We start from the raw sequence: 13,689 nt of genomic DNA, 5'->3' as shown, positions 1-13,689 counted from the left end.
AACTTATCAGAGCATAAATTAGATACTCTTGAAAGCTAAGTGGTAATCACATTGAGCTCAGGTGTTCTAATTGATAATAATTAATTGTTGCTAACTTGTGCTGATGGGTGCCTGGCTAGCGCTATTGGGTGATTATGTTCCCTTGTGAAATATATCCATGTCGAACAGGTGTGCTAAATTGGTTTTGTGGAGTGGGACGGAGGCGGATTCAACGGGCGACCGCTCAGCTGGTCGAAGCTCGAGCGAATTCTCAGCGGTAAACCGACTACGACCCCGGTGTCGGTCGCTCATCTGGGATCGGAGTCTGTGGCGTCGACAAGCCCGCTGGGACACTTTGCTGAACTGCACGCACGCAGCTCCTATAACTTTCTCGTTGGAGCGTCCGAGCCGGAGGCATTGGTGGCGCGGGCGGCGCAGCTGGGCATGCCAGCGCTGGGGATCGTCGACCGTGACGGTTTCTATGGCGCGGTCAAATTTGCTGAGGCGGCTGCGCAGGTCGGGATCGGTACGGTGTTTGGCGCCGAGCTTTCGCTTATCGACGCCCCATTGACCGTCCTTGCTAGATCCCCGGAGGGGTACCGCAGACTGTCTCGCGTTATATCTGAGGCGCGAATGGCTGGTGGTGAGAAGGATGCTTGCGTGTATCCGCCGCTGGAACTTCTGGCGGAGCATGCGGAGCACTGGGTCGTTCTTGCCGATCATCGTTGGTGGCCCGCTCTCGACTCTCTCATTGAGGTGTTCGGATCGGGCAATGTAGTGCTCGAGCATCAGGCGTTGATGGTGCCGGAAGACGCGGATCGGATCGCACAACTGCGCGAAGCGCAAACCGAATACGGACTCCGTGGAATTCTGAGTGGTGTCCCCACTGCCGCTACTTTTGCCGAGGCTCGGCTGGCTGCAGCAAAGGCTGCGCTGAAGCTTCGGCTCGATGTGGGGCGGGCAGAATCGTATGCGCATCCGGTGGGCGGAACATGGCTCCGTCCTGAGGAAATTCTTAAGAAAGCGGTGCCAGGTGCCGACGATCTCATTGACTACACCGCAGAGCTCGCTCAGCAGTGCGCGTTCACGCTCGACCTCGTTGCCCCCAATCTGCCGCTGTGGGACGTCCCAGCAGGGCACACCGAAATGACCTGGCTGCGCCGGATGGTGGAGGAGCGTTTCAATGATCGCTACGCTTCCCGCTCAGCGGAGATCCACGACCGGGCGCGCCAGCAAGTCGAGTACGAGCTGTCCGTAATTGAAACGCTCGGTTTTCCGGGCTATTTCCTCATCGTGACCGATCTGGTCGATTTTTGCAGGCAAAGCAACATTTTGTGCCAGGGGCGAGGATCGGCGGCGAACTCCGCAGTGTGCTTCGTACTGGGCATCACCGCAGTGGAACCGATCCAGTCCAAGCTGCTCTTCGAGCGTTTTCTCTCCCCGGATCGTGACGGCCCGCCGGACATCGATATCGACATCGAATCCGGGCGTCGCGAGGAAGTCATCCAATATGTTTATGAGAAGTATGGCCGAGAGAACGCGGCGCAAGTGGCGAACGTGATTACGTACCGTCGCAAAGGCGCGATCCGCGACGCCGGCCGCGCCCTCGGTTACCCGCAGGGCAGTTGCGACGCCTGGTCGCGCGGGGTCGCGGAACCCCCTGCGCGCGTGCTGGAATTGGCCACGCAGTTCGAGGGGCAGCCCCGACACCTCGGCATTCACTCCGGTGGCATGGTGATCTGCGACCGCCCCATTGCGGACGTGGTACCCGTGGAATGGGCCCGCATGGAAAAGCGCTCAGTGGTGCAGTGGGACAAGGACGACTGTGCCTCCGCGGGCCTGGTCAAGTTCGATCTCCTGGGCCTTGGCATGCTGGAGGCGCTGCACCATATGACCGACTTGGTGCTGACGCACCAAGGGGTGACCGTCAACCTCTGGGACCTCGACCTTGCCGACCCGCACGTCTACGCCATGCTCTCCCGCGCCGACTCCGTGGGCGTGTTCCAGGTGGAATCCCGCGCCCAAATGTCCACCCTCCCGCGCCTGAAACCCCGCGAGTTCTTCGATCTCGTGGTGGAGGTTGCCCTCATCCGTCCCGGCCCCATCCAAGGCGGATCCGTGCACCCCTACATCCGCCGTCGCAACGGTCAGGAACCGGTTACCTACGACCATCCCTGCCTGGAGAATTCGCTGGCCAAGACCCTCGGCATCCCGCTCTTCCAGGAACAACTCATGCAGATGGCCCGCGACGCCGCCGGGTTCTCCGGCGCCGAAGCCGACGCTTTACGACGCGCCATGGGATCAAAGCGTTCCCCAGCGAAGATGGCGGCCCTGAAGGAGCGCTTCTACACCGGCTTGCGTGAATGCAACGGGATCGCAGGCGAGGTGGCCGATAACCTCTGGAACAAAATGGTCGCCTTCGCTGCCTACGGCTTTCCGGAATCCCACTCCCAGTCCTTTGCAGGACTCGTATATTTCTCCGCCTGGTTCAAGTACTACTACCCGGCGGAATTCTGCGTCGGGCTACTGCGCGCCCAACCGATGGGCTTCTACTCGCCACAGTCCCTGATCCAGGATGCCCGCAGGCATGGGGTGAAGATCCTGCCTATTGACGTGAACGAGTCCGGGGTGGAGGCCGATTGCCCAGGTGGTGCCATCAGATTGGGGCTCAACCTGGTGCACGGGCTTGGCTCCGACGCTGCCACCCGCGTGGCCGAGCACGCACCCTACACAGGAGTAGCGGACCTGGCTCGCCGGGCCTCGCTTTCAGTAGCGCACACCGAAGCTCTGGCGCGCGCCGGGGCTCTTGACTGCTTTGGGCTGACCCGCAGGCAAGCGCTGTGGGAGGCAGGTGTGGCCGCGACCGAGAACGAGGGGATGCTGCCGGGGCTGTCTGCGATCCAGGCGCCTTCGCTACCTGGCATGAATGCCTTTGAGCTGCTCGTAGCAGATATTTCGTCCACTGGTGTCACACATGACAAACAGCCGATGGAGATGCTGCGGGCATCGCTCGCTGCGCAGGGGGTAGTGACCGCGAATCAGCTGCTTGAGGTGGCAGACGGTACTCGAATCAAGATCGCGGGCGTCGTCACGCATCGGCAGCGACCCCAGACCGCTGGGGGAGTGACCTTCATGGGGCTGGAGGATGAGACCGGCCTGATGAACGTGATGATCTCGCCCGGCTTGTGGGCAAAAGACAAGCTGGTGGCGCGAACCTCGAAGGCGCTGCTTATTCGCGGGATTATCCAGAACGCGACTGGAGCGCCGACCCTGGTGGCGGACCGTCTAGAGCCGTTGCCGATCGGGGAGTTCTTGAGCCGCGGATCCAGGGATTTCAGATGAGCTAGATGCGCCAGAAAGCGCGGGCGAGTCCTAAGCTCATCACGGATAGAGTTCCCACGATCAGCACTGTAGAAAGCATCCCCATTGCGCGTAAGCGGCCTGAGGCAAAATAGCCCCTAAGGTACCACCGAAATAGTAAGAGAATGTGTACAGGCCGACCGCAGCCGAAGTGTTGCGGACGGCGTGAGCGCCCACAAATCCGGTTCCGCACGATTGCCCCATGAACACCGCAACGCAAGAAAATGCCAACCCAGCCACAACCGCGGTTGTGAGCGGAATGAGAGAAAGCGATAGTCCGCCAAGTGTAAGCACAGTGACCACAGCAAATGCGGCGTAGCGCCCCTTTGTAGAAATGAGTTTGCCGCTCAGCGGAGTGAGAACGGTTGGCAACAGGAACACTACGAAAACGAATCCGATCGCGGTAGCTGAAAGTGAAAATAGTGGCGTCATCAAGTGCAATGATCCAAAAGTGAAGGTGGAGACCTGTTGGAACAACAAGGCAGCGGCGATGAAACACGACGCCAGGATCGCTGGATCCTTCATATGTTGGCTGAGACCCGAGACGGATGCTCTCACTGATGTTGCGGGGGAGAAGTTGCGTTCGATAGGCAGGAAAGCGATAGTGACAACTAGTGTCATGAGTATCAGCGAGGCGTTCGCAAGAAACGATAGTCGCCAAGACCCCGTCGCATCGGTGATAAGCCCGGAAAGTAGTCGACCTGCAAAGCCACCAAAGGCCGTTCCCGCGACGTAGATGCTGTTAACGCGGGCTCGTTCAAAGCATTCTTCTGCAATGTAGGCAACGGCCACGGTGAAAACGAACGGGGTCGCCATGCCTTGAAACAGTCTCAATGTCAGGAGAACCCAAAAATTTGGAGCAAAAATGCAGCACAAAGTGCTCATCGCCATCGTGGAGAGCGCCAAGATCATGAGCTTTTTGCGGCCAAAGACATCAGAGATTGCGCCGGCAAACGGGGCACACAGGGCTACACCAAACGTGGTGGCGCTAATGGTCCACGCGGAATGTTCTGGTGATTGACCACTCCACTGTGCCAACTGGGAGAGCACTGGTTGAGTGGAATAGAGGTTGAGTAAGGAGCACATGCCGAGCAGGAATAGTGTTACTCTCATGCATCTGAAATAGCTGGTCAAGGCATGCTGTGTCGCATGATGAAATCGAATGACTAAGCGCGTTCCTGGTGATCAAACACCGGGAGGGCCCAACCGCGCCAGATCGCGAGCAGGCGAACAATCATTGAAACGGCAACGGCGACTGCGGCGGTTACCGACTCATGCACTCCCAGAGCGAGCAACGCGAAGTAGATCACAGTGGCAAGAACTGCGATCGATGCGTACAGCTCCTTCTGGAATACGAGTGGAATGCGGCCACACAAAATATCGCGAAGCACACCTCCGAAAACACCGGTGATGACCGAGGCAACCAAGGCGATGATGAAACCATGCCCGAGTCGCAGCGCAACCTCGGTTCCAATGACGGCAAAAGCGGACAACCCGATGGCATCCAGGACCAAAAATGCGATGCGGAAATTCTCCAAGAGGAATGGCATGGCCACGGTAACAAGGGCTGCAATCCAGACCAAAACCAAATACTGCGGCTCCGCTACCCACGAGAGGGGATAGTGCCCAAGCACGATGTCGCGGATAGTGCCACCCCCGATAGCGGTCACGGATGCGATAACTGCCACACCAAACAAATCCATCTTGAGTCGGCCGGCGGCCAGCGCCCCAGTCATGCCCTCGGCAGTAATGCCAATGATCCACAAAATCTTGAGAAAAGAAATCAAGGTCTGACCTGCTTGGATAGGGGATTGATAAGTGCTTCCAACAGGGTACTCCAGGCGACGGAAAACTACGAATGTTCAACGAAACATAAAGACGCGTTAAGAGTCAACTGCTGCAAGTGTGGGAAATGTCAACAAGTGCCAACTAGTCCCACATTTCGATGCAAGTTTAGAGTTAAAGCGATACATTTACCGAATTGATTTTTATTCACTTTCGAAAGAAAGGTGCGATCTGTGCTAGCCACGATCCTCGACCCAGCCTCAGGTGTAGCCATTGTGCTGCAGATCCTGGTGGTGCTGTTCTGCCTCCTTCTCGGTACCCGTTATGGCGGCATCGGACTGGGCCTCATCTCTGGCTTTGGCCTTCTGCTCATGGTGTTCCTGTTTGGTATCGAACCAGGCAAGCCACCAGTAGACGTCATGCTCACTATCATCGCCGTCATCGGCTGTGCGTCCACCCTCCAACAAGCAGGTGGTCTGGACGTGATGATGCAATACGCGGAGAAATTGCTGCGCAAGAAGCCGGAAATGATTACCATCCTGGCACCACTGACCACCTGGTTCCTTACCGTTCTCTGCGGTACTGGCCACGTGGTGTACACCATGTTCCCAATCATTGAGGACATCGCCATCAAGAAGGGCATCCGCCCAGAACGTCCGATGGCTGTGGCGTCGACAAGCTCCCAGATGGGTATCACCGCATCCCCAGTTTCCGTCGCAACGGTCTCGCTCGCTTCGATCCTTGCTAAGGATGCCGGCGTTATCGAGAAGGCTTACTCCATCCCTCAGATCCTGATGGTCGCCATCCCAGCTTCCCTCGCAGGTGTGCTGCTGGCAGCCCTGTGGTCCCTGCGCCGTGGCAAGGATCTGGACAAGGATGAGGCATTCCAGGAGCGCATGAAGGACCCAGAGTTCGAGAAGATGGTCTACTCTTCTTCCGAGACCCTGCTGGGCAAGGTCTTCCCTAAGGAATCCTTCCGGGCAATGTGGGCATTCTTCATCGCCATCGCCGTCGTGGTTATCCTCGGTGCGTTTGAAAACCTCCGCCCAGCCTTCGAAGGCAAGAAGGGCATGGAGCCACTGTCCATGAACCTGGTCATCCAGATGGTCATGCTCGTCACCGGTGCATTCATCCTCATCTTCTGCAAGACCGAAGCTGGCAAGATCGCCAACACCGCAGTGTTCAAGGCTGGTATGACCGCCGTGTTCTCCGTGTTCGGTGTTGCATGGATGGCGGACACCTTCTTCCAGGTTCACATCGACGCCCTGAAGGGTTCCCTCGGTGGCGTGGTCGAGTCCGCTCCTTGGGCATACGCCATTGTTTTGCTCGTGGTTTCCAAGCTGGTTAACTCCCAGGCAGCCGCACTGGTTGCTATTGCGCCAATTGGTCTGCAGCTCGGTGTTGCCCCAGAACTCATCGTTGGTTTCTACGGCGCAGCATACGGCTACTTCATCCTGCCTACCTACCCATCCGACCTGGCGTGCATCGGCTTCGATAAGACCGGCACCACGCGCATCGGTAAGTACGTGCTGAACCACTCCTTCATCATTCCGGGCTTCATCTCGGTTATTACCTCCTGTGTGGTTGGTTCCCTCCTCGCTACAGTCCTGCTGTAGTTCAACTACCAGTCCGGCCCTGGCAACATTCGTTGCTGGGGCCGTTTCCTTTTGTTAAAGCAGTGGTAAAGATAGTGCTATGAACCCCGCCTCCCCGAAACTCGCCACGGTTCGCTACCTGGCTCTCTTGCCCTGGCCACTGCTTGCACTTGCCCTGTGCATCGGATTCGGTCTCTTGATGAACCCCTATTTCTTTGCGGGGGCTGCAATCACCGGCGTATTCGTGGCCTGGCTGCTATGGCTCATACCAGCGCAGGTAAAGAAGCTCGGCTGGCAGGAAACCGAAGACGAATTGCTGCTCACCAAAGGAAAACTCTGGCATACCTTCACCGTGATTCCATATGGGCGCATCCAATTCGTAGACGTTAAAGCCGGCCCCATTGAACGAGCATTTGGCCTGAAACACGTGGAACTGCACACGGCGTCGTCGACAAGCGATGCGACGGTACGTGGCCTGCTCGCCGCGGACGCCGACGCCCTCCGTGACCGGCTGGCAGAACGGGCGCGCGAGAGGATGAGCGGGCTGTGAACGACTTCCGGCGCGTGCACCGAGCGACGCCGCTGCTGCGCTTTTGGACCACGATTCTCGCACTATTCACAGTGTTATTGCTGAACATGAACGCCTCGGCTTTCAGCAGCGTGGCGAAGTTCCTCGAAGGGGATTCCTCGCACCTGTTGTGGCTGGTCGGAGCCGTAGCAGTCTTTGCTGTGATGTGCGTCTTCGTGTGGTGGGGTTCGGGGATCTGGTGGCGGGCCATGGGGTTTCGACTCTCCGAGGAGGAAGTAGCGATCCGTAGTGGCGTAGTCTCCACTCGGCTGCGCACTGCCCGCTATGACCGCATTCAGGCCGTCGATGTGGTGGAACCCGTGATCGCCCGCATCTTCGGAGTAGCCAAGGTGCGCATCGAAACCGCCGGAGGCATTGACTCCGCCCTGGAAATTCTCTACTTGACCCGCCCGGAAGCGGAGCAGGTGCGGGCGGAGGTGCTGGCACATCTCAATGGAGTGAATGTAGCAGCTCCCGCGGATGAGAGCCTCGAATTCATCCCGCCGATCCCCATCGAAAGATCGCTCGTGGCCGCGATCCTGCACCCCGCGGCACTGATCACCGCTGGCGGCATCGCCCTCGGGATTGTGCTGCCCGGTGGCTTAGGAATCATCCTGCCGGTCGTCGTCGGCTTTGGCCCCTGGATCTGGGGCATCATCGACCGGAGCTGGCAGTTCACCGCGACGCTGCATGACGACGCCCTCAACATCTCCTATGGCCTCGCGGATCGGCGTCGCCAAACCATCCCGCTGCAGCGCATCCACGCCGTGAAAATCTCTCAGCCGCTGCTGTGGCGGCTGACCGGCTGGTGGCAGGTCCAGGTCTCCGTCGCCGGATATGGGCTCGGGGATAAGCAGGGCGGCACGACGACGTTGCTACCGGTAGGGACGAAGGTCCAGGCGGTGGACATGGTAGCGGCACTGAGCCCCCTGGATCAGGCTGAGGTGTCTCCAGAGCAGGCGACAGATCCAACCTTTGTGACGCCTTCTCGTGCCTGGTGGCTCACTCCAATTGATTGCTCTCGGCAAACCGTGACGATTTTAGGGGAGCGGGCAGTGGTAGTGCATTCTGGTCGGTTTGGCCGCCGGATGAGTGTGATTGCTCCGCCCCACATTCAAGAAATAACGCTGGTGCGAGGGCCGATTGCGCGACTGCTCCACGTGTCGAATGTCCGCCTCGACCTTGTTCGTGGGCCAGTTGGGATGACAGTTCGGCAGCTCGATGATGGTGATGTGGAGCAATTGATGAAGATGCTCAGAAAGAGGCAATTGCCAAAACTTTAAAGTTCAATGAGTTGAACTATGAACTTCAATGTCGTTATGGTGTGGGGGTGGGGTCACAATCGAGTGACCCATTCCCGGAAGGAAAACGACAGTGAGAAGAATTGCTGGCCTTGCAGTAGTCGCTGCAAGTAGCCTCCTCGTAGCCTGCACACCAGACGCCACAGACCTCGGTACAGACGCGGTCAGCGTTGTGGCAACCACTACGCAAATTTGTGACTATGTGACCGAACTTGCCGCCAACCAGCCAGATTCAGACATCCGGTTGGAAAAGACCGACTCGCAGGGGGCCGTCCATTCGCCACAAGATGGAAAACCGAATCTCCGGCTCACGTGTCTGTTAGCCCCTAACGCTTCGGCTCACGACCACGAAATGACTCCGCAGCAAATGAAGGCGCTCTCTTCCGCTGACCTGCTGCTCACCAATGGTGTTGACCTTGAACACTTCCTGGATGACGCGATCGAAACATCGGCATTCAAGGGATCCCTCGTCGTCACCTCAGGAGTTGCAAACACCAATGCGGGGACCGGTGCTTTTCACACGATCGCCGGCCCTGCCAAGGCTGACGTAGCACCGTGGCCATTTGCTCCAGAGCCCGGTGAAGAAGCGGAATTCTCCCACGACCCGCACATTTGGACCAGCCCAGCCGGCGCTACGGTTCAGGTTAAGAATATTGGCGCAGCGCTAGAGAAAGCCGATGACAAGCACGCAGCTGACTGGCAGGCGCGCACCGCAGGATACGTCGATAAGCTTGCAGCCCTGGACCGTTGGGCGCGGGCGAGTTTTGAGACGGTCCCAAAGCAGGACCGCATCCTATTCACCTCCCACGACGCCTTCGGCTACCTCGCACGCGACTACGGCATCAATTTCATCGGTGCGGCACTGTCAGATTTCAATGCACAGCAAGACGCGACAAACAGCCATATTCAACAAGCTGTTGAACAGGTGAAAGAGTCCAAAACCAAGGTGATCTTCGCGGAAAACTCGAACAACTCAAAGTCAATCGAGGCCGTTGGAAGGGCGACGGGCGTGCGGGTCATCAGCAATGACGACGCCCTTTACGGCGATTCTCTCGGCCCGGAGGGTACTGAGGGGGATACCTACATAGGATCCATCGTGCACAACGTCCAAACACTGGTCACCGCATGGGGTGGCACGGTGGCGCCAATGCCACACGAATTGGGCCACGCATGATCCAACTCACTGGCGCGTGCTTCGGATATGGAAAGTCTCCAGTAATCAGCGGGTTGGACTTCTCCCTATGCGCAGGTGAAGCACTCGCTGTCATCGGACCGAACGGCGCTGGCAAGACCACCATGCTCGCCGGATTGTTGGGCCAAGCGGATCTGCTCAGTGGGCACATGCAGCTCGACGAACTCCGTATCGGATACGTGCCTCAGACCACGAACTTTGATCCCTCGTTTCCTATCTCTGCCAGCAACGTGGTGGAGATGGGATGCTATGCCGCTGAAGGCAAGAGACCCTGGCGATTACCGGCCACTGCGCGACGAGCAGTGCAGAAGGCACTGGAAAAAGTCGGACTCGCTGATCGTGCCGGGGTCCAGTTTGGGCAGCTCTCTGGTGGCCAGCGCCAGCGCGTGCTGATTGCCCGGGCACTTGTCACCCAACCAGGATTGTTGCTGCTCGATGAACCATTCAACGGCCTTGACCCTGAAAACCGAGATGTTCTGGTCCAACTTATCAGTGAGCTGAAAGCAGACGGGGTTGCCGTCATCGCCACTACCCACGATCTGTCGCTCGCGCGCCGCGTTTGCGACCTCACACTCGTCATTGCGGGACAGCAGAGAGCCTTTGGTCCCACTGCGGAAGTGCTGGACGCCATGGCGGTAGAGGACGTGCTGTGCAGCAGCTAAGCCTTGTATTGAGCACGCCTTACCTGGTGCGCCCACTTGTCGTGCTGCTGTTTTTGAGTGTGAGCGCAGGCATCGTTGGCACCATCGTCAACCTCCGCACCGAGGAATTTCGGGCTGAGGCTATGGTTCACTCCGTTTTCCCCGGAATTGTCATTGGTTTTGTGATCGGGGGAACGGATTCGATCATTGCCGGGGCGTGCATTGCGGCGGGGGCCACAGTGATTGCACTGACCACCGGCGGTCGGGGCCACAACGACATTGGCACCGCTGTAGTCCTGACCTCGTTCTACTCCTTGGGGATCGTCATTTCCCTGTACTTTGCGGACAGGTCGGGGCAGTTGGAAGCTTTGATGTTTGGCCGTGTGCTGGAAATGAATCCAATGCGCCTCGGGCAGTCGGTGGCGGCGTGCTTGGTCGGTACCGCGGTCGTGGTTGGGACCTGGAGAGCGCAGGTCATGATGGCTTTCGACAGCAGAATGTCACGGATTTTGGGCGTACACACATGGCGCACGGACTTGGCTCTCAATATTGGCATCGCCTGTGTAGTAGTCGCGGGATCCTCAGTAGTAGGTGTGCTGCTGGTGGTCGGATTTCTAGTGGTGCCTGCGGTAGGGGCCCGTGCCCTGGCGCGGGGCGCGACAGACATGGCAGTGTGGTCAGTCCTATGTGCACTGTTCGGCAGCGCCCTCGGTTTTTTCGCGATGCTCCAACCCACCTCGCATCCTGTTTCCCCTCAGGCCGCAATCTGTTTGTCTTTGCTCGCAGTCTGCGCGGTCATGCTGGGCGTAGGTGCAATAAGGCGGGGGAGAGCATGATCCCTACCTTGCCACTCATTGAGGTCATCGTACTCGGGGCAGCTACCGCTGCCATCGGGGCGCTTGCCGCACTGCATCGCAAGATCTTCTTTGCCGAGGCCATTACCCATGCGTCCTTCCCAGGTGCTGTGCTTGGCGTGGTGCTAAGCAGTGCGCTGGCTCCCGGGCTGTCGACTCAAGCACGCTCACTGTGGCTGTTTACCGGCAGTTTTGTTATGTGTCTTGCGCTTTCATTGGCGATGAGATGGATAGCTCAGATACCCGGTATTTCTCCTCCCGCAGCAGCAGGAGTGGTGCTGACCTTCGCGTTTTCCAGTGGCTACTTCCTGGCCAAGTGGTTCCAGCCCCTCCCGATTCGGGTGGATACTTTCCTCACCGGGTCCGTGTTAACGGTGAACAAGATAGATGTGCTGTGTGCCTGCAGTTTGTTGTTACTGGTAGTAGCAGTTTTCGGACGATGGTGGTGGCCGCTTGTCTTTCGGGCATTTGACCCGGGGATGCTTGCTCACAAGAGCAGGCTTATCGACGCCACCGTCCTCATTCTCATCTGCGCCGCCGTCACCGTTGCCATCCCAGCTGTAGGGGCAATTGTCCCGATCTCGCTCTTGGCAGCACCTGCAGGTGTTGCCTGGGCCCTCGCTCGCACTCCCGGCAGGTTTCTGTTTGTTTCCGTTACTACTGGAGTAGTGATGGGCAGTGGTGGTCTACTACTCGGTGTGGTGGCTGATCTGTCGACAGGCGGGTGTATCGCACTCCTAGGCGGTCTAAGCTACGTGCTCGCTTTATTATTGAGGAATGCACGTGTCTGAGTTACCGGCGAAAACACAGGATTACCTGAAACTTGTTTGGGATATTTCCGAGCGCACCGGATCGCACGCCACCATGCGTGACATTGCTGCTGCGTTGGATCAACGCGCATCAACTACCTCGGAAGCGATAAAGCGGTTGGTGGAAAAAGACTTGGTGGTTCACGAACCGTACGGTGGCATTGCCTTAACCGAAGCGGGGCGGCGATACGCCCTAGTCATGGTTCGAAGGCATCGGTTGATCGAGACATTCTTGGTGCATTCACTGGGCTACGCTTGGGATGAAATCCATGAGGAAGCGGATGCTCTGGAACACGCAGTGTCAGAGAAGTTTATCGAGCGCATCGATGAAATCCTCGGGTTTCCCACCCACGATCCTCACGGCGATCCCATCCCGTCAGCCTCCGGCGACATTGAGAATGTCGGCTCGCTTCATCTCGGCGAAGTGCCACCGGGAACCCTGGCGACAGTGGTACGCATCCATGACTGCGACGCTGAACTTTTGCGCTACTTGGCGCAAAACGGAATCACTCCGGGCACCGAAGTACGACTGGGCAAGGAAATCTTTGGCGGCATGTCCCTTGTTGTGGTCGGGGATAAGGAAGTTGCCCTAGCGGAAGCAGCCCTGGCGGCAATCAACGTCACCCTTTAAGGACGGCTCCCGGGAAACCTTGCTGGCGCCACGCTTCATAGCACGCGACAGCAGCGGCGTTAGACAGGTTCATTGAACGTCGGCCCGGCAGCATTGGGATTCGCACCAATTGTGTGACGCGAGGATGGTTCAAGGCATAGTCGGTGAGCCCGGTGGGTTCGGTGCCGAAGAGCAAAACATCGCCTGGCTGGTAGGAAACGTCGGCGAAATTGTTGTCGCAATGAGCGGTGAATGCGAAGACGCGGGCTTCGGGGATGGCGCCGAAGGCGTCGTCAAGGCTGTCATGCACCTGCACATCGGCGAGGTCGTGATAGTCCAGGCCCGCGCGACGCAGGTTCTTTTCCTCCAGGTTGAATCCCAACGGGCCAGCCAGGTGTAGACGTGCGCCGGTTCCCGCGCACATCCGAATCGCATTGCCCGTGTTCGGAGGGATGACGGGGCGTTCAAAAATGATGTGCGCGAATGGACTCTGCATGTCTGTTTAGGTTACTCGTGAGAAAATGAAGTGGTGAATTTCAAGTCCGGATGGCTAGCTCTCCTGCTGGTGACCGTGGGGCCCTTCCTCACCATTCGCCTTTATCCAATGATCGCTTCCCGTGGCACGACATCTTCGTAAAAGGGGAGTCGATGAATGGGCTCGTACTTATTCCGCTGTTCTTGATCGCGACGCTCATTGTTGGGACCACTACAACGGTCGCGGCTTCATTGGCCGGCCTGGCTGTGTACTTGGTGCCAAAGAGCCAGGACCATTCCAAGTTTGCCATCGTCAGCGCGGCGGGTTGTTTGGGAACACTCAGCACCTATGTTTCGATCGGATTCCTTGCCATCATCATTGGTTTCGTGACCCAAAAAGGTTCCCTCGTGATGGACATTCTGGGTTTTCTGACGAAAGCAGCCATGGCGGGAAACGTCCTCACCGTGGTGGCGTTGTGGGTGAGTGTCCTGCTTTGGCGTCCATCCATGAAATAATGGCC

General features: G+C 58.0%; 13 protein-coding genes. 10 read left to right on the top strand and 3 right to left on the bottom strand.

Annotated features, from left to right (window positions below; all coding sequences use genetic code 11):
• Positions 1 to 177 precede the first annotated feature (177 nt).
• Positions 178 to 3,321: an error-prone DNA polymerase gene (locus WG939_RS04415; RefSeq protein WP_445227878.1), complete on the top strand. Its 3,144-nt coding sequence runs from the start codon at positions 178 to 180 to the stop codon at positions 3,319 to 3,321.
• 60 nt (positions 3,322 to 3,381) lie between these two features.
• Here WG939_RS04415 and WG939_RS04410 read toward each other — a convergent pair whose 3' ends face one another.
• Both WG939_RS04410 and WG939_RS04405 read right to left on the bottom strand, forming a co-directional pair.
• Positions 3,382 to 4,452: an MFS transporter gene (locus WG939_RS04410; RefSeq protein WP_339983060.1), complete on the bottom strand. Its 1,071-nt coding sequence runs from the start codon at positions 4,450 to 4,452 to the stop codon at positions 3,382 to 3,384.
• Positions 4,453 to 4,505: 53 nt separating this feature from the next.
• Positions 4,506 to 5,126, bottom strand: coding sequence for a trimeric intracellular cation channel family protein (locus tag WG939_RS04405; RefSeq protein WP_339983058.1), 621 nt, complete (start codon positions 5,124 to 5,126; stop codon positions 4,506 to 4,508).
• A gap of 231 nt (positions 5,127 to 5,357) precedes the next feature.
• Here WG939_RS04405 and WG939_RS04400 point away from each other — a divergent pair, with 231 nt between their 5' ends.
• The 8 genes from WG939_RS04400 to WG939_RS04365 all read left to right on the top strand — a co-directional run bounded on the left by WG939_RS04400 (position 5,358) and on the right by WG939_RS04365 (position 12,715).
• Positions 5,358 to 6,740: an anaerobic C4-dicarboxylate transporter gene (locus WG939_RS04400; protein ID WP_339983738.1), complete on the top strand. Its 1,383-nt coding sequence runs from the start codon at positions 5,358 to 5,360 to the stop codon at positions 6,738 to 6,740.
• A gap of 79 nt (positions 6,741 to 6,819) precedes the next feature.
• On the top strand, positions 6,820 to 7,269 hold the full coding sequence (locus WG939_RS04395; protein ID WP_339983055.1) for a PH domain-containing protein: 450 nt from the start codon (positions 6,820 to 6,822) through the stop codon (positions 7,267 to 7,269).
• A complete protein-coding gene (locus WG939_RS04390) occupies positions 7,266 to 8,570 on the top strand; it encodes a PH domain-containing protein (protein ID WP_339983052.1) in 1,305 nt (434 codons plus the stop codon). Before WG939_RS04395 ends, WG939_RS04390 begins: the two co-directional genes overlap by 4 nt.
• A gap of 91 nt (positions 8,571 to 8,661) precedes the next feature.
• Positions 8,662 to 9,762: a metal ABC transporter substrate-binding protein gene (locus WG939_RS04385; protein ID WP_339983050.1), complete on the top strand. Its 1,101-nt coding sequence runs from the start codon at positions 8,662 to 8,664 to the stop codon at positions 9,760 to 9,762.
• A complete protein-coding gene (locus WG939_RS04380; protein WP_339983048.1) occupies positions 9,759 to 10,442 on the top strand; it encodes a metal ABC transporter ATP-binding protein in 684 nt (227 codons plus the stop codon). Before WG939_RS04385 ends, WG939_RS04380 begins: the two co-directional genes overlap by 4 nt.
• Positions 10,430 to 11,257 (top strand): metal ABC transporter permease, encoded by an 828-nt coding sequence (locus WG939_RS04375; RefSeq protein WP_339983045.1) that lies wholly within the window; start codon positions 10,430 to 10,432, stop codon positions 11,255 to 11,257. Before WG939_RS04380 ends, WG939_RS04375 begins: the two co-directional genes overlap by 13 nt.
• Positions 11,254 to 12,066, top strand: a complete 813-nt coding sequence (locus WG939_RS04370) for a metal ABC transporter permease (RefSeq protein ID WP_339983043.1) — start codon at positions 11,254 to 11,256, stop codon at positions 12,064 to 12,066. Before WG939_RS04375 ends, WG939_RS04370 begins: the two co-directional genes overlap by 4 nt.
• Complete coding sequence (locus WG939_RS04365; protein WP_339983041.1) at positions 12,053 to 12,715, top strand: metal-dependent transcriptional regulator; 663 nt, start codon at positions 12,053 to 12,055, stop codon at positions 12,713 to 12,715. Before WG939_RS04370 ends, WG939_RS04365 begins: the two co-directional genes overlap by 14 nt.
• Here WG939_RS04365 and WG939_RS04360 read toward each other — a convergent pair.
• Entirely contained in the window at positions 12,705 to 13,190 is a 486-nt protein-coding gene (locus WG939_RS04360; protein WP_339983039.1) for a tRNA (cytidine(34)-2'-O)-methyltransferase, read from the bottom strand. The genes WG939_RS04365 and WG939_RS04360 overlap by 11 nt on opposite strands.
• Positions 13,191 to 13,342: 152 nt before the next feature.
• Between WG939_RS04360 and WG939_RS04355 the strand changes: the two genes are divergently transcribed.
• Positions 13,343 to 13,684, top strand: a complete 342-nt coding sequence (locus tag WG939_RS04355; protein ID WP_339983037.1) for a hypothetical protein — start codon at positions 13,343 to 13,345, stop codon at positions 13,682 to 13,684.
• Positions 13,685 to 13,689 lie beyond the last annotated feature (5 nt).

It is taken from the genome of Corynebacterium sp. H130 (assembly GCF_037572395.1).
Taxonomy (GTDB): domain Bacteria; phylum Actinomycetota; class Actinomycetes; order Mycobacteriales; family Mycobacteriaceae; genus Corynebacterium.
Note: the sequence above shows the minus strand (reverse complement) of the source record. Positions and strands in the feature narration are given on the sequence as shown.